This is a genomic window from Brucella lupini (assembly GCF_002252535.1).
GTDB classification, from domain to species: domain Bacteria; phylum Pseudomonadota; class Alphaproteobacteria; order Rhizobiales; family Rhizobiaceae; genus Brucella; species Brucella anthropi.
This window is the reverse complement of the sequence record NZ_NNRN01000004.1, coordinates 1-16263: the sequence shown is the minus strand read 5'-3', so window position 1 is coordinate 16263 and position 16263 is coordinate 1. Positions and strand designations below refer to the sequence as shown.

The window sequence follows — 16263 nt, the reverse complement described above, 5'->3', positions numbered from 1 at the left end:
GAGCGATGCTTGCGCACCACGCGCCATGCTCGGCGCACCCAACAAAAAGGGCAGCCGAAGCTGCCCTTCTAATCCAGGGATACAAGGCCAACTAGTGCCCTGTCACCTCTTCGGCTTCTTCCTGCCAGTTCGGATTGAGCCGGTTGTAGCGCAGCGAAGACATAAACGAGAGACCGATCAAAGCCGCGCCGATAAGGCCGGTAATGACTTCCGGAATATGTACCAGCGTCTGGACATACATGATGACCGCCAGAACCAGGATCGCATAGAAAGCACCATGTTCGAGGTAACGGTACTGACCCAGCGTCTTGCGCTCGACAAGCATGATAGTGAGCGAACGCACATAGAATGCACCAATACCGAGACCGATAGCGATGATGAACAGGTTCGTGGTCAGCGCGAACGCACCGATAACACCGTCGAACGAGAAGCTGGCATCCAGCACTTCAAGATAGATGAAGGCGCCGAGACCACCGCGATGGACCATATCCATCTGCTCCTGCGTCGCATCCAGAACCTCGCCCAGTCCTTCGACAGCGAGGAAGGTCAGGAGACCGAACAGGGCTGCGATCAGGAAGGTGTGCGAATGTTCGGCATCAAGCTGGTACGAGAAGAAGATGATCAGAGCGATTGCCACACCGATCTCGACCCCCTGCACCGAAGCAAACTTCGACATACGGCTTTCGATGGCCTTGATCCAGTGCACGTCCTTCTCGACATCAAAGAAGTACTTCATGCCGACCATCAGCAGAAATGTACCGCCAAAGGCAGCAATACCTGTATGGGATTCCGAGATCACGCGAGCATATTCATCCGGCTGCCAGATCGCGAGTTTCAATGCAGAGATCGGATCGGTCCACATGGCAACGGCGACAATGGCAAGCGGGAAGATGATGCGCATGCCGAAAACGGCAATGATAATGCCCCAAGTCAGGAAGCGATGTTGCCATTCCGGCGTCATGTCGCGCAGGATGCGCGCATTGACGATAGCGTTATCGAAAGAAAGCGATATTTCGAGAACGCTCAAAACTGCGCAGATGATGAAGACGGAGACCATTCCCCCAAAAGTGCCGGTCATTTCGAAACCGAGCCAAACGGCACCAGCGAGACCCAGTACGGTAAAAACCATGGGCCAAATAAAGTAACGAAGAGTGGCCATTTCAAACCATTGAATTCTTATTGTTTATCAAACGGAAACAGACACTGGCCGCTACAGCACACTGCCGTGAAGCGAAATCCGCTTCCCGTCGCGCGCGCTACCTGACCACTGCTCTTCCCGCCAAGGCGTACCGGCTATGTAAGTAGCTTGCCAGATGCAAACAAGAGAAAGCGTGGCAATAATTTGGCCAATTTGCGGATTTGATGTGCTGAAATATTTCGTTACTATTCCGTGATACTAAAGTAGAACAGCCTCACAGCTCCACCTACTCGCCCTTATAGTAAAATCTGCCGGAACGTCAGATTTGTACGAATTGTCACGTGGCAAAAACTTCATCACAACATAGATTTATAATGTGGGCTGCGCACCGCTGCCGGTTGCGGGCCTTTCAGGAATAAGGGAATTCAACAGATGATTGCTCCGGAAGAGCTACAGCGCCGAATAGAAAAAAGACTTGCCGAGAGCAGTTTTTCACAACCGGAACTTCTGATCCGGCGGGCGCATCGTTTGGCGCAGGAAGGCAAGAACGGATCAGCCTCGGTGGCCGACGCACTGCTGAAGGAAGCCGGTTCGCAAATAGGTCTGCAGGAGCTTTCCGAAATAATCGACCACAAGCCCTGGCTGCTCGAAACGATTATCAATGGCGCTGGGAAAAAGGTCGGCAACTCCGACCATCATTAGATGTGCGTTAGAACAAACATTTAGAGCGCATTTCCAGTATTTTCTTTCGATACATGACTGCAAGGGGAGACACAGATGATGATAACCGGACCTCAATGCCGTGCAGCCAGAGCGCTTGTGGAATTCTCACGCGACCGTCTGGCCCAACTATCGGGGATTGAAGCAGCGACCATCGAGCAGTTTGAGCGCAAGCTCGGTACGCCAACAGGCGAACAGATACAGGCATTGGCCAATGCGCTGGAAAAAGCCGGTGCGCAATTCATTCCCGAAAATGGTGGCGGTGTCGGGGTACGCCTGAAATTCAATCGTTCGGAGACCAAACGCATTGCCAATCTGGAGAACGAGGGCGGCCCGACTGCCTCCGACGAGGTGCCGTAGCAAGCGCAGGCTTTTCGATAGCGCGTCCTGAAAACGACCGCGTAAATAGTTGGAGCGCCGACCCGGTTCAATCAGATCGGCGCTCCAGACTCTCAATTCCTGAAAAGACTTACTTGTCAGTCAGGGCTGGCGGATTCAGACGCTCCTGCATCTTGATCGTCACCAGATCCTTGGCTTCAAGATTATAATCTTTGAAAGCAGCACCGCGAAGAACCTGATCGTCATAGGTCTTGACGTAGTAAGTCATGTTCTTCATGTCGGCAATGGTCGTCCACTGCGTGTATTCGAGCGGCGTTGCCGGGTCCACGATCCAGCCCTTGGGAATATCAAAGTTGTTGGCGATATGCTCGGCCAGACGAACGCTTTGCGGCCCGCTCGGCACCTTTGCCGCCGACAGAACGAAAGCGGTTGCGCGCACAAACCTTGATGGAGGCGTCGTGTCTCCAGGCACGCCCAGCATACCCGATCCTTCACCCAATGGCGTGAAAGTAGCGCCATTGACCTTGAGCGGCTTGGTATTGTCCGGCGACAGGTGAACATAATTGCGCAGATTGGTCATGTGCCAGTCGAAGGACGGCGAATTCGTCATCACTCCGAGCGGATTGTCATAAACCTTCAGCTTGCCATCGATGGGTTCAATGACAATCGATGCACCCGTCGCATCGTGCAGTGTATAATGCACCGGTGGTGCGAAACCCATATTGGGTTGCTTGACATCAATGACGGCAATGCTGCCAAGAGCTGCCTTCACTTCCGCCACGGTGGAGAAATTGGTCAGGGCCCAGCTCAGAACATCCCAAGGAGCAAGGCTGTCTTCCGCCTTGGCCGTGGAAGGATCCTGGAACTTGGCGTAATCCGGGAAATAGAGGATGCCGCCCGCAAGTCCCTTCTCATTCATGCCATCCGTGAGAGCCGGAATGCCGAATGCATTCATGCCGATCACGGCATATTTGCTCTTCCATTGCTTGCCGGGTTTCGCATCGGCGGCGGTCGCCGTGAAAGCATAGTTTCGCGGAACGACAATCATATCGGACTTGAGTTCGAACCCGAATTCCATCGTGCGCGCATAGACCATACCACCGTCGCTCGTCGGGAGAACGAAGCTGGTGCAGGCGAAAGCTGCCTGAGGAACGACCAGAGCTGCAGCGATGAGAGCGGTTGCAGCGCCCCGCGCAAACATCCGGCGAGACGACTTCCAGATAGATTGTTTCGTTTTCATGATGACCTCGTTACTCCACGATTTGTCATATTAAGAATTGCCAAAATAACTTCCTCGCCTCACCTCAATGAGAAAAGAGGCGCCGCTCCCATTCCGAATAAATGGTTGCACCTGATGAAAGTCAACAGAACAAACCTTAATATAAGTATCAATTTTCAGTTTATTTCCCTGAATGATTAACATATATATGGAGAAAGATTTAAATCTGATGTATTATTGAAATTGCTAAGACATAATCCAGGGGGTTTTTTCGGTGAAAGACGGAAGATCGCGTAACCAGAACGGGAATTTACTGTTAAAATTTTCCAGAAGTATTATATTAGCATCAGCTGTTTTAATAGGTATGTCAGCGACATCGTTCGCGGCAGATGCCGTGACACCACAACCAGAAATTCAGGACCAGCAGCGCTGGCGCGTGATTTTCAGCCCATATGTCTGGGGTGCATCGCTGAACGGCACCGCTGGTCTGCTGGGCCGCAGCACCGATGTTAACGTCCCCTTTCGCGAGATTTTCGATAATCTCGATATGACTTTCATGGGCAATGTCGATATCAGCAACGGCACAGTTGGTTTTTTCATCGACGGTCAGTACGTCAAGACCAGTCAGGATGAAAACCTCCGCGACAACGAACTCGCCCTCGATATCAAGACAACCACCTTGGCAGCTGGTGCTTATTATCGCGTCTATGAACAGCAGCTCGAGGGAACGACGCTCTTCGGAAACCAGCGGATTTTCGCGATTGAACCAACCGTGGGTGTTCGCTGGACAAGACTGGAGGCCGGACTTGAAGTTGGCCCTTACAGCGGATCGCGCAAGGTAGAATGGACTGATCCTTTCGTAGGCGCGCGTGTCTTCTACGACATCAACGACCGGTGGAACATTTTTGCAGAAGCCGACATTGGTGGTTTCGGAGCTGGAACCAAACTCAGCGCCAATGGCCAAATCTATCTTGGATATCGAACAATGGTTTTCGATATTCCCACGACATTCCGTGTCGGCTACCGGGCGCTTTATCAGGACTACAAGGACAACGATACGGTTGAGAATTTCAAGTATGACGTGACCCAGCATGGGCCAGTCGTTGGTTTCTCCGTCTCGTTCTAGTTCACAACAAATTAGTTTCTGTTGTTTGACCCGCCGGCAAAACCGGCGGGTTTTTTGCTATTCTCTCCCCTTGATCAGCTCTAAGTAAAATTCAACGACTTCCGGTAATAATAAGCGGGGAATAATGTGGGGGAATGAATGACCTATATCTTCGAGCTGCCGATCTATCTTTCTTTTACGGCCTTCGCCGTACTTGGAATTGTGTTCTATGCGGTTGGACGTTTCGCGCTCGACATGCTGTCCAAACATGCAGCCAGCGACGTTCTGTCCATTCCGATCGGTGCTTTCATCAGCACCATTGCGACGGCCTGGGCCTTGTCGCTCGGTTTTGTTGCCGCTGATATCTGGAGCGTCAATTCCCGGGCAGATCAGGCGATCAGTGAAGAACGCTCGGCCATTTCCCGTCTGATCGGAACGTCCAGGGCCGAGATATTGAATGCGCCTGAACTTACTGCCGCCCTCACCGGCTATCGCCTTGCCGTAATCGATGACGAATGGCGCGAAAAGATCAATGTCGAGCCAGCAGCTTCCGTTGAAACGGCGTTGCAGAGTATCCGGCGCGAGATCATCAATCTGGCACGCGCCGACGTGCCGTCACCCGTTATCTCCCAACTCATCAACGATTTCGATGAATTGCAGGACGCGCGCAATACCCGTCTGGCTGTCGGATCAACCTCAATCGACTATTACAAATGGTATCTCGTGCTTTCTCTTACATTCCTCACGGCGATAACCATTGCAGCGACCCATGCGGACCGTGTGCGAGCTGGTGTAAAGGCGCTCGTCATTTATTCGCTGACAGCCTCATTCTGCCTCTGGATTCTCGCAATCCACGCCAATCCCTATCAGGGGCTGGAACGCCTTGAACCGTCCCTGCTTTTCACCAGCCACAAGCACGGTTAAGATAGCTGAAGATTCGATTTATTTTATCCTGCTGAAATTGCAGGGAAATCTTCTCAATCGAACGCGGAGCAGCGATTTGATGAAACTGCTGGGCGCTGGCGCCCTCATAGGCTTGGCCTTCCCGGTCGGAATGGCTTCTGCACAAACCTTCAGCGTCTGCCACGGTTATGAATGCCATTACCGGACCAAAGTTACGCTGACCGCGAAGGACCAACAGCGTATCCGGAACCTTCTGCAAAATGGCAGTCGCAGCGCAGATGGCGAACGGAAAGCACTGCGAACGGCAGTTGCTATCTTCGAACAGCGCGGCACCGCAGCGATTGGCGTCCGGGACAAGCCGAGAATGCAATTCGGCAAGGCCCGCATCAAGGGCCAGATGGATTGCATCGATGAATCGACCAATACCGATAACTTCCTGCGCTACCTGCAATCACGCGGCTGGCTGAAGCACCACACTGTCGCGCGACGCACGTCCCGCGGCGCTTTCTTCGATGGACGATATCCGCACTGGACGGCAGTTGTCGAAGACAAGCAGGGCCAGAAATGGGCCGTCGATTCATGGTATGAGGCAGGCGGCGGACCGCCAGACATCATGCCACTGCAGCAATGGAAGCAGCGCGGTTATATGGGCGAGCGTTAAAACCCGTCCGCCCGTCTTTCCACTTACAATCACTGCCTTATATCGCCCTGCGAAGGGCATTCACTCAATAGCGAACGGGCATCCTGCCCTAGAGATTACCGGGCATCACAGAGGGGACGATCCATGCCGATTTTGAAGCGGTCTTTTTCCAGCATCTGCACTACAGCGCTCGTTGCAGGCAGCATGCTTGCCGCACCGATTGCCGAAGCCTGCACACGTTTCGTGTATCACGGGGCCAACGATCAGGTGATGACCGCCCGATCCATGGATTGGAAAGTGGATGTTGCAACCAATCTCTGGGTCTTTCCACGCGGCATGAAACGTTCCGGCGAGGCCGGCAAGAACTCGCTTCAGTGGACATCCAAATATGGCAGTGTGATCGCCTCCGGTTACGACATTTCCACGACAGATGGACTGAACGAAGCAGGACTTTCCGTTGGCGCATTGTGGCTGGTTGAATCGGAATATCCGAAATATGACGGCACCACACCGGGCCTCAGCATCGCGGCTTGGGCGCAATATGTGCTTGATAACTTTGCCACAGTCGACGAGGCGGTCAAAACTCTGCGCGCAGAGCCTTTCACCATCGTGACGGACAAGGTCCCCGGTGAAGACAGACTGGCCACGTTGCATCTGGCCATATCCGATTCCAGCGGCGACAGCGCGGTCATCGAATATATCAACGGCAAGCAGGTGATCCATCACGGCAAGCAATATCAGGTGATGACCAATTCGCCGACATTCGACGAGCAGCTTGCGCTCAACTCCTATTGGACCCAGATCGGCGGCACTGTCATGCTGCCGGGCACCAATCGCGCCGCCGACCGTTTTGCGCGCGCATCGTTCTATGTAAACGCCGTCCCGAAAACCGACGACCCTGTTGAGTCGATTGCCAGTGTTTTCAGCGTCATCCGGAACACCTCGGTGCCTTTCGGCCTGACAACACCTGACCAGCCGAACATTTCCTCGACACGCTGGCGGACGGTGGCCGACCAGAAGCGCATGCTGTATTTCTTCGAATCGGCTTTGACACCCAATGTCTTCTGGGTTGATCTCAAGGAAATCGACTTTTCGCCAGAAACCGGCAAGGTCAAGAAACTCGACCTCGGCGTCAATCAGACCAACACGTTCAATGGCGTCGTCAACGACAGTTTCAAGGAAAGCGAGCCCTTCAAGTTCCTCGGTCTTTGAGCTGGTTCTACAGTTTTTTGCTGAACCAATCACGCTCCGTTGCGTTAGTTATCCATAACCAACCCAGAACGGAGGACCAACCAATGGACTGGAATCGCGTTGAAGGAAACTGGAAACAGGCCAAGGGCAAGATCAAGGAACAGTGGGGTAAACTCACCGATGACGATCTCGACCAGATCAATGGCCGGCGCGAGCAGTTGGAAGGCAAAATCCAGGAACGCTACGGCATAGAAAAAGACCGCGTGCGTTCTGAAATGGATGATTGGTACAATCGCCAGACCTGGCTTTCATAAAGCCGCATCCTTCAAGAGAAAGCCCTGCCCATTGGCAGGGCTTTTTCAATTATCACCGGCAGCCATCCACGCGCTGCAGAGAGGCGGAAAGCCCCATCAGGGAGAAGGTATAGCGGGTCTGCGTACCGCGTGCCGATGTTGCCTGCACATTGAGCGTTTTGCCCGCGCGCATTGCCCGCATCAGCTTCGCTTCATCGGCAACATTTTCCGCCCAGGCGCGATTGCCCTCGCTGAAGAACGGAAAGCGCGCGCCATCCACCATCACATTGACCGAACTGTTGGCTTTCAGCTGATATCCCATCACCAATTGAGGGCTATACTGGCCATCCGCCTTGGAAATAATCACGAAATTATCACCGTGCTGCACGCCGGTCGGCTGAAAATTGATCGGTACAGTCAAAGCATAGCATTTGTTACCCGCAAGCTCGGTGTTCTGGTAAACGCCCCAATCGCGGAATTCACCCAAATAACTCGTCTTCGCTGAAGCCGCGAGAGAGCTCGCCACCAACCCTGCCAATGCCAGCGCAACGGTGGTTGCATTTTTTCTCATCGCCCAAAACCTCCATTTTGTCGCCAGTTCACGTCACTTAAAAAATTGTTTCATTGCGTTACTATTTTCTTAACGAACTGCTAAAATTTGTTGAAAGTTTGCGATGGAAACCAAAAACACCGGTCTGTTGGAACAGACCGGATACCGCACAAGGTAACAGCTCCAATGGAAATATTGCGCATCGCGACAAAATTGATTGAAGGAGACATCGCACCCCCCAAGAAGCCGCCTTGGACCTCCCGAAATATTTGGTCTGGTACCACATTGCCGTTTTTGCCTGCATTGCACAGGATAACGCGGCACCCGACAGTTGCGAATACAGTTAAGTTCAAAAAAGTCCATGAAGACATGCCGACCACGTATATATGTAGATCGGCATATCTCAATGTTACGCGTTGATTACATCTTTGGCAGCAAGACCTTATCAATTACATGAATAACGCCATTTGACTGCTTCACATCAGCAATGGTTACGTTCGCAACATTGCCATTCTCGTCGGTTAACGTAATCTTAGCGCCGCTTTCCTTTGCCTTGAGAATACAACCACCGACTGTCTTCACATCATGCGAGCCGTTGTCATCGGCAATCATCTTCTTGATGTTCTTTGACATCGCGTCCGCTGCAACGACGTGGCAAGTCAAAACCTTGGTTAGCTTTGCCTTGTTTTCAGGCTTAAGCAGATCATCAACAGTGCCTTTTGGAAGTGCGGCAAACGCTTCGTTTGTTGGTGCAAACACTGTAAATGGCCCCTTACCTTTCAGCGTTTCCACAAGGTCTGCGGCCTTTACTGCTGCAACCAGTGTAGTGTGGTCTTTGGAGTTCATCGCATTTTCAACTATGTTTTTGTTCGCATACATTGGCGAGCCGCCGACATTGGGGTTTTCGGCATAAGCAGATGTGGCAGCAACCAGCATTACAGTTGCTGCCGAAAGTGCACGGAACGTAAAGGGGTTCATAGTCTGTCTCCTCCTAAAGCAAACAATTCTGGGAGATAACACCTGCCCAGAAGCTCCTGAAAAGGTAGCCAATGAGGAAGACGAGATTAGAAAGAGAAAAGTTTCAGGAGCCAAGCCAAACTTGCGGCACTTTACAATGGGCGCACAATACCACTAGCCACGATTGGGCCAGATGGTACCCCGGTTGGAGACCCGCCAAATGGTTCAAGACTGACGGCGAGTGTCGTACCCGCTGTAATATCGTCGCGTAGTTCAAGCGGAATGGTAAGTTCCCCTTGTTTGCCTGGCTTAAAGATACCCAGCGAAACGGGGTTGCCTTTTTGCAGTACCAACCAAAGTTCAAGCGATTTCTCGCCGGAGGCTCCAGCTGCAACAGGGATGACTTGAAGATATCCGCTGGCCGGATCATAGGAAGCGAGCAAATTCACACGTACGTCTGTTGCTGACAGTTCGGCAACCAGAGGACCGCTGTTCTTAGATGTTAGATTACCGCCGAAAGCGAAGATAATCGCTACACCGGCAGCGATTGTTGTTGCCAAAGAAACCCATCGCCAGAAGGTAACAGAACTCCATAACGACACAGTATGCCCTGCATCCTGTGTCGATCCAAACAATCGCTTCTCTATCTCTCCGAATATATTTTCATTCACTGGCAATTCTTGATAGTCGTCATTGAAACGCGAGAAACTGATCTGCCATCGCTCAACTAGTAACGCGAATTCCTTGTCATGAAGCATCCTTTGCTCTACTTGGCGACGCTTCTCATTTGACAAAACGCCGAGCACGTATTCACCAGCCAGCACGTCATCCTGACCGCGTTTGCCATGATTTTGCTCGCTTGATGTCATCGCTGCATGCACTCTCTCAGTTTCAATAGACTGCGTCGCAACCAAGTGCGTACAGTATTCAAAGGCACTTGTAATTCCTGGGCGAGCTCAAGATAGCTGAGACCTTCCACATAAGCTTGCCGAACCGCTTTCGCATGAACTTGATCGAGCTCTCGCATGCAATCATCTATCCGGCGTCCTTCGTCTCTTGCCAACACCTCCTTCTCGGGGCTTGGATTGACGTCGTCAGCCAGATCATGAACTTCGTCAAGATCCTCCGTAACAGGTTTTCTTGCTCGAATGACATCTATTGAATGATTGCGGGCGATAGTTGCCAACCAAGCTGAAGCCACGCTTTCACCAATCCCAAACGTACTCGAACGTTTCCAAATCTTGATATAGACGTCTTGAAGGGCTTCCTCTGCCTCCGATCTGTCTTTCAATATACGAAGGCAAATCGCGAATAGTTTCGGGCTAGTATCCTTATAAAGTGAGGCGAAAGCGTCTTTGTCACCCAAAGCCACTTTGCTAATCAGAACGGATGTTTCATCTGTCTGTTTCAACGAAATCAGTGCTTCTCATACGAATCTGCGGGATCAGCGAAAACGATTATTCGGCATCCGTATCAGTCCAGCATAATACTCTTTAAAAGAGCTTGAATATGCTCATCATATGCAAAAACTAATTGCTGTAAATATCAACTTGAATAGCCGCTTTACTTGCACCAACTGGACATGGTTCGGCTGAGTCTCGTTTAGAGTTGCAAACGAACGCACAGAACGGCGAACTCGCCAAAGATAAGCCAAATAAATTACTGAGGGAGAAAATGGTGGGCCCGGAGGGCCTGCCGAATTCCAAGAAAATTAGCAGCTTAACCCTGTGTGGGACGAAGACCCCATTTTATAAAAATCAATGGCTTAGTAAAGCCGCCGTCCCACTTTTTCCGGCCGTTTCCGCCCCTTCTTTCCCGGTCGTATTGCGGCCTGGGAGGCGCACATGAGCGGGGTGCGGCCATTTCGAGACGTGAAGCTGCAATGGCTTCAGCAGTTGAGCTGCGACAAGGATTTGAGCGACAGCGCGCGGTCCGTGGCGCTCTATATCGTCACCACGCATTTGAACGGCCACACCGAAAAGGCGTGGCCGTCCTATCAAACGATTGCCGACGCGACCGGCAAAAGCGTCAAGACCATTCAGCGTGCCGTCCGTGAACTTGAGGTCAAGGGATGGTTCGAGGTCCAGCGCGGAAATGGCGTCGGGCACAACACGGAATATCGTCCCTCAGCGGCATCGATTTTACGCGCATCGGACGCCCGCGAAAAGACGGACAAAGTTGTCACCCTTTACCCTGACAAAAGGGGTCAAAATCGTCCGGAAAGGCGGTCAGATGTGTCCGGCGAAGGGGGACAAATATGTCCACCAAACTTAGAGAAAGAAAAAATAAATAAACCTAACCCGCGCGAGGACGCCCCGCCGCGCGTCGAGACGCGGCGAGCCGTCCCGCTCGTCTTCGTGGCCGAGACGAAGGCGGATCAGGTCGATCAGTGGCGCTCCTGGTTGCGCGATCACGGCTTTCCCTCGATCGACGCCTTAGGCCTTCGAACGGTAAAAACCGGCAAGCCGGGTTATGCCTTGCCGGGCTACTGGCCACCGGATGAAACCAGTCCGAGCACACTCGACTGGGTCACCTACTTCAGCCGACGCGGTGACCACATCGCCCAAGAAGCCGCCCGGGAAACCGACTTTCGGAGGGCGTCATGACGGCCGGCGATCTGAAGGGAGCAAGGCGACCCCTGTCATACGGCGAGCCGTCCGACAGGGAGCCTTGTGAGGGGAGGCAAGCCTCCCCTTCAAACCCCACCAAGATAACCCGGCGATCGCCCAAGGGCGAACTCAATGCCGTCGTGGTTTTCCGCTGCACGGTATCGGAAAAGCAGGCGCTGACCGCACGCGCGGCACGGGCCGGTCTGCCCTTCGCCACGCTGATGCGGGAAGCGCTCGGCCTCACCGAGGCGCGCCGTCGCCGTCCGGTTCCCAAGGTGGACCCAGATCTGGTGCGCGCGGTCGCCCGGATCGGCGGCAACCTCAACCAGACCGCCCGATGGCTGAACACGGCCCAGGTTCAGGGCCAGCTATCTGCCATAGAAGCAATCACGGTTGCCGCCCGCCTGGTTGCAATCGAGCGGGCGCTTTCGGAAACACTTGAGCAGTTCACGGCCAAGGATGGTGCGCCGTGCTGATCAAGTTCTTCCGCAACGGTCAGGGCGGCGGATCGGGACCGGTTGACTACCTGGTCGAGCGCGACGTCGTCGCTTACGACCAGAACCGCAACGCGATCCGCGACGAGCGTGGCCAGATCATGCTATTTGCCCGCGAGCCCCTGCCGGAAGTGCTGTGCGGCGATGCAGACCGCATGCTCGCGCTGATCGACGCCTGCCCGCACCAGTGGACCTATCGCGCCGGCGTCATCGCCTTCACGGCTGAAGACGCGCCGAGCCATGCCCAGCAACGGCAGGTGATGGACGCCTTCGAGAGCCTTGCCTTTGCCGGCCTCGAATCCGATCAGCGCGATATGCTTTGGGTCCGCCACACCCATGAGGGCCGCGTCGAGCTGCATTTCGTAACGCCGCGCATGGAGCTTGTGAGCGGGCGCAGCCTCAACATCGCGCCGCCTGGCTACCAGAAGCACTACGACGCCCTGCGCGATGTTCTGAACAAGGAACACGGCTGGAACGATCCGATGGCGCTGGAGCGCGCCCGCGAGACCGTCAGCCTCATCGAGAGCGTCAGGCGCGGCGATGCCCGCGAGCTGATCCATGACTGGATCGTCCAGCGCATCGAGACCGACCAAATCCATGACCGCCAGAGCATGACCGAGGCTTTGACGGCGGCAGGTTTCGACCTGCCGCGCGCCAGCAAAAACTACATCACCGTGCGCGATCCGGAGACGGACGAGCGCTGGCGTTTGAAAGGAGACCTGTTCCGTGAAGACTGGACCCGAGAGAATACCCTTGAGCGAGCGCTTGAAAGATCGGTTGGCGAGCCCAGCCGCTCCGGAAGCCGGCTCGACGCGATCGCCCTCGACGAGCTTCGAGACCGATTGGACCGAAGCCTTGAAGCGCGCGCAAGCTACAATCGAGACCGATATCCGCAGCTTCGCGGACGCGAACCGCTGGCACTTGAGCGAGGCACTGGCGATGACCGAGGCGGACGTGAACCGGCTCCGGTCGATGGTGCAGCCGTTCTTTCTGACCATGAGCGCGGTGGCCTTGCTGATCGTCCTCCTGAGCTTCACCGCGAGCTGGTTTTGGGCGGGGCTAATGATCGACCGCGCCCAGAGCGCCAGCCTCTGGCAGATGGGATTGCAGGTCAACCAGACCAGCAGCGGCAAAGTCCTGACCTGGGACGTCAACCGCCTTCAGCTGATCACCTGCCAGGCCGGGACCGACAAAACGCCATGCCTGAAGATCGTCCAGGGAAATTAATCGATGACCGAAACCACCAGACCACCGACGCCCGAGAGCCTGTCGCCGCTGGAGCGCGAATTGCTGGGTTACGTCGAGACGTTGATGAACGCCTTGCAGAGCGGAACCGTGCAGTTCGAGGCGCTGGAGAAACGCTCGACCGACATGATCGAAAATCGGCAAGCGGCTTTGGAAGGATCGCTGAAATCGCTCATCGCGTCACAGGCTACGTTCATGAACGCCTGGCTCGCCTCCGGCAATCATTCCAGCGGCACGGCCTCGACCGAGCTGGCGGAAGCGTTCGCCCTGCTGGAGCAAGCCGAAGCGATGCTGTAGGCGGTCGAGCCACAGACGTGACAGCACGACTGCCTGCGCCAAATCGCGGCCGCAACTGATCCTCATTTCCGTCGGGAGTTTCTATCCATGAATTTCATCATTCAGCCCCATCGCTATGCCCTTGCCGTCGCCGTTGTGGCAGGCGGTTTCCTGCTGATGGAAACCGCACCTTTGTTCTGGCCACCCATCTACCAGAACGCGCGCGCCGCGATCTTGGTCATGTTTCTCGGGTTTGCGCTGCTGGCATTGGTGGGAGACACCCAGGGCCGCATCCGCAGCGCGTCGGGCTTAGCTGTGGGGGCTGCCCTCCTTGCCGCGTCTGCTCTCGCCCTTACCGACCCGACCATTGCGGCAGGCGTCCTGCTCGACAGCTTCAAGAGTTGGCGCAATGCCGGCTATTCCGGAATCGAGAGCATCCGAGGCATGATTTCGACATGGGATCGCTTCACCGAGGCGCAAAAGCTTGGCGTGCAAACCAGCCTCGCCATCGGCCTGCCTGTGCCGCTATTCCTCGTTCTGCGGGCAATTTCGATAGCCGCCCCGGCATCATCCAGCCGCATTTCCAAACAAGGCCCATGGCGTGCCCGGTGGATGAACCGGAGCGAACTGCGCCAGCTCCGGCACAACGATACAGGCTTGCCACTCGGTCTTTCCGGCAGGGCAATGCTGCGCTACCGACCCAACACGAAGACCGGATGGCGCGCTGGCCATCATGTCGCCATCGCCGGCACCCGCGCCGGAAAAGGCGTGTCCGTCGTCATTCCCGCCATCATCGACCATGACGGGCCGGTCGCGGTCCTCGACATCAAGGGCGAAAACTTCGCCGTAACCCGCCGCTATCGCCGATCGCTCGGCCGTCAGGTGGTGGTTCTCAATCCCTTCGGCGTCATCGAGCCGTCGAAGGACCAGTTCAATCCGCTCGACTATATCCGGCAAGCGCACCTCGTCCGCGATATCGAGGTCATTGCCGAAGGGCTTGTGCGACCGGAAGGCGGAAACGGCGCGCACTTCGCCGAAATGGCGAAATCCATGATTGCCGCCGTGATCGAGGTCGTGATGACCAGACGTGTCGAGGCCGATCGCAACCTGATCACGGTCATGGACTTGTTGTTTTCCGCCGGCTTTGAAAAGACGCTGACGGAATGGGCCGCTGCACCGAAAACCTTTGGCACACGCCCGGCCGCCGCCGCTGCGACTTTCCTCGAGGCCGGCGAGAACGAGCGCGGCGCAATCAAGACGACCATCAAGAAGGCCTTCGATTGGGCGCGCTCCGATGAAATGCGCGGCTTCCTCAGCGCCTCTACATGCTCGCTCGAAAACCTGTTCGAAGGCCGCGCTGATCTCTTTATGGTCGTGCCGCTCGATCAGGTTGACGCTCAAGCTGTCTTTCTCCGGCTGCTGACGAACATCATTCTCGGTATGGCAGTACGCCTAGAGGGTGCCAGGAAGCCGAAAAGGAACGTGCTGCTGGTTTTGGACGAGTTTGTTCGTCTCGGTCGCATGGAAAAGCTGATCAACATCGCCAACGTCGCCGCCGGCTGCGGCATCGAGGCGTTGTTCATAACCCAGGACAAGGGCCAGATCGAAAGCGTCTACGGCAAGGGCGACACCGCCAGCATTCTCGGCTCCTGCGTCACAACCCGTATTTTCGGTCTAGGCCGCGCCGAATTCGAGACCGCCAATTGGGCCGCCAAGGCCCTTGGCGACCAAACAGTACTAACCCGCACCAAACATTCGGCCGCGAAGTTCGGTGAAAGCCGCAAAACCTCTACCGCCGAGCAGCGCCAAAAGCTAATGACAGCAGATCAAATCCTGGAAATGAAGACCGGTAAGATGCTGCTGCTGACGGGGTCGAAACCTCCCGCGCTCATTGACGCGGTTGTGTCGCACCGGCATCCAGCATACCGAGGAAAATTGGACCGAAATCCGATTGTTTATGGGGAGTGTACAGGCTTCATAAAGCGCAAGCATTGTGATCGTTCCCAATCAGCGGGCAGCACATTCCCCATCAGCCGAACCTTGTCTTGCAATCAACGTTCGAATGAATTTCCTGATCGAGAAATTTGTGCTCGACAAGAGCCTGATCCCGTCGATAGGTTTCCGGGCGAGAAGATCATGATGCCAAAACAAGTCAGAACATCAGTTGATATTGAAGCCCTGGTCCGAAGCGCGCGCAAAGGGCAAAATCTGCGGCAGGAAAATCTGGCCGGCCCGTCCGGCGTCTAAGTCAGATTCATTGTGGATATCGAAGGAGGCAAGCCAACAGCCAAATTGGCAAAGGCCTGTATATTCCTCGGTTGCTCGACCGTCCTGTCGATATTCTGCCCCTTGACGACTGCCGCCAATGACGAATGCAGCTTGGCGCAAAGGTATGCTTACAAGTGTGGATGGCGTAGCGCTGACAGTCGAATCTGTCTGGACTAGGCATTGTAAAGATGGTTTAGCGCACTCGCTTAAGAGGGTAACATGCAACAACTTTGGTTTAACATCGATGGCGACCTTCAAGAATTTTATGTTCCAATGCTCTGCTCCCTTAAAACTGGACCGTTTATAATGAGAGTTT

The 16263-nt window shown here is 54.6% G+C and carries 19 protein-coding genes; 12 read left to right on the top strand and 7 right to left on the bottom strand.

The genetic code is table 11. The features are described from left to right. Positions 1–91: 91 nt before the first annotated feature. A complete protein-coding gene (locus tag CES86_RS00340) occupies positions 92–1159 on the bottom strand; it encodes a DUF475 domain-containing protein (protein WP_012091719.1) in 1068 nt (355 codons plus the stop codon). Between the two features lie 411 nt (positions 1160–1570). Here CES86_RS00340 and CES86_RS00335 point away from each other — a divergent pair, with 411 nt between their 5' ends. Together CES86_RS00335 and CES86_RS00330 are read left to right on the top strand one after the other, a co-directional pair. Further along, entirely contained in the window at positions 1571–1840 is a 270-nt protein-coding gene (locus CES86_RS00335; RefSeq protein ID WP_010659690.1) for a hypothetical protein, read from the top strand. Positions 1841–1915: 75 nt separating this feature from the next. Continuing rightward, positions 1916–2218, top strand: coding sequence for a helix-turn-helix domain-containing protein (locus tag CES86_RS00330; protein WP_010659689.1), 303 nt, complete (start codon positions 1916–1918; stop codon positions 2216–2218). A 109-nt stretch (positions 2219–2327) separates the two neighbouring features. Here CES86_RS00330 and CES86_RS00325 read toward each other — a convergent pair whose 3' ends face one another. Continuing rightward, positions 2328–3437 (bottom strand): linear amide C-N hydrolase, encoded by a 1110-nt coding sequence (locus CES86_RS00325; RefSeq protein WP_010659688.1) that lies wholly within the window; start codon positions 3435–3437, stop codon positions 2328–2330. 343 nt (positions 3438–3780) lie between these two features. Here CES86_RS00325 and CES86_RS00320 point away from each other — a divergent pair, with 343 nt between their 5' ends. The 5 genes from CES86_RS00320 (at position 3781) to CES86_RS00300 (ending at position 7569) form a co-directional block, all read left to right on the top strand. Beyond that, the gene (locus CES86_RS00320) at positions 3781–4542 is read left to right on the top strand and encodes a hypothetical protein (RefSeq protein ID WP_151662855.1); all 762 of its coding nucleotides are present in this window, start codon (positions 3781–3783) and stop codon (positions 4540–4542) included. A gap of 138 nt (positions 4543–4680) precedes the next feature. After that, the gene (locus CES86_RS00315; RefSeq protein WP_012091715.1) at positions 4681–5445 is read left to right on the top strand and encodes a bestrophin-like domain; all 765 of its coding nucleotides are present in this window, start codon (positions 4681–4683) and stop codon (positions 5443–5445) included. A 79-nt stretch (positions 5446–5524) separates the two neighbouring features. Continuing rightward, the gene (locus tag CES86_RS00310; RefSeq protein ID WP_010659685.1) at positions 5525–6085 is read left to right on the top strand and encodes a hypothetical protein; all 561 of its coding nucleotides are present in this window, start codon (positions 5525–5527) and stop codon (positions 6083–6085) included. A gap of 123 nt (positions 6086–6208) precedes the next feature. Then, complete coding sequence (locus CES86_RS00305) at positions 6209–7276, top strand: linear amide C-N hydrolase (RefSeq protein WP_010659684.1); 1068 nt, start codon at positions 6209–6211, stop codon at positions 7274–7276. 83 nt (positions 7277–7359) lie between these two features. Beyond that, complete coding sequence (locus CES86_RS00300; protein WP_012091714.1) at positions 7360–7569, top strand: CsbD family protein; 210 nt, start codon at positions 7360–7362, stop codon at positions 7567–7569. 52 nt (positions 7570–7621) lie between these two features. Here the strand turns inward: CES86_RS00300 and CES86_RS00295 are convergent, their stop codons facing one another. The 4 genes from CES86_RS00295 to CES86_RS00280 form a co-directional block, all read right to left on the bottom strand. Next, positions 7622–8119, bottom strand: coding sequence for an invasion associated locus B family protein (locus CES86_RS00295; RefSeq protein WP_012091713.1), 498 nt, complete (start codon positions 8117–8119; stop codon positions 7622–7624). A 399-nt stretch (positions 8120–8518) separates the two neighbouring features. Beyond that, positions 8519–9076 (bottom strand): fasciclin domain-containing protein, encoded by a 558-nt coding sequence (locus CES86_RS00290; protein WP_094513222.1) that lies wholly within the window; start codon positions 9074–9076, stop codon positions 8519–8521. 131 nt (positions 9077–9207) lie between these two features. Next, on the bottom strand, positions 9208–9924 hold the full coding sequence (locus CES86_RS00285; RefSeq protein WP_094513220.1) for an anti-sigma factor: 717 nt from the start codon (positions 9922–9924) through the stop codon (positions 9208–9210). Next, a complete protein-coding gene (locus tag CES86_RS00280) occupies positions 9921–10466 on the bottom strand; it encodes a sigma-70 family RNA polymerase sigma factor (RefSeq protein ID WP_010659680.1) in 546 nt (181 codons plus the stop codon). The genes CES86_RS00285 and CES86_RS00280 overlap by 4 nt, the downstream gene beginning before the upstream one ends. 433 nt (positions 10467–10899) lie before the next feature. Here CES86_RS00280 and CES86_RS00275 point away from each other — a divergent pair, with 433 nt between their 5' ends. Both CES86_RS00275 and CES86_RS27655 read left to right on the top strand, forming a co-directional pair. Continuing rightward, on the top strand, positions 10900–11661 hold the full coding sequence (locus tag CES86_RS00275; RefSeq protein ID WP_094513219.1) for a helix-turn-helix domain-containing protein: 762 nt from the start codon (positions 10900–10902) through the stop codon (positions 11659–11661). Further along, positions 11658–12140 (top strand): MobC family plasmid mobilization relaxosome protein, encoded by a 483-nt coding sequence (locus CES86_RS27655; RefSeq protein WP_208617809.1) that lies wholly within the window; start codon positions 11658–11660, stop codon positions 12138–12140. The genes CES86_RS00275 and CES86_RS27655 overlap by 4 nt, the downstream gene beginning before the upstream one ends. Positions 12141–12262: 122 nt before the next feature. Here CES86_RS27655 and CES86_RS28245 read toward each other — a convergent pair whose 3' ends face one another. Further along, positions 12263–12757 carry a hypothetical protein gene (locus CES86_RS28245; protein WP_407922994.1) on the bottom strand — a complete coding sequence of 165 codons (495 nt, stop codon included), beginning with the start codon at positions 12755–12757 and terminating at the stop codon, positions 12263–12265. Between the two features lie 154 nt (positions 12758–12911). Here CES86_RS28245 and CES86_RS27760 point away from each other — a divergent pair, with 154 nt between their 5' ends. From CES86_RS27760 to CES86_RS00260, 3 genes are all read left to right on the top strand, one after another. Continuing rightward, positions 12912–13385 carry a hypothetical protein gene (locus tag CES86_RS27760; protein ID WP_235819848.1) on the top strand — a complete coding sequence of 158 codons (474 nt, stop codon included), beginning with the start codon at positions 12912–12914 and terminating at the stop codon, positions 13383–13385. A gap of 3 nt (positions 13386–13388) precedes the next feature. Continuing rightward, positions 13389–13700, top strand: a complete 312-nt coding sequence (locus CES86_RS27755) for a hypothetical protein (RefSeq protein WP_235819847.1) — start codon at positions 13389–13391, stop codon at positions 13698–13700. 87 nt (positions 13701–13787) lie between these two features. Then, complete coding sequence (locus tag CES86_RS00260) at positions 13788–15926, top strand: type IV secretory system conjugative DNA transfer family protein (RefSeq protein ID WP_235819846.1); 2139 nt, start codon at positions 13788–13790, stop codon at positions 15924–15926. The last annotated feature ends 337 nt before the right edge of the window (positions 15927–16263 follow it).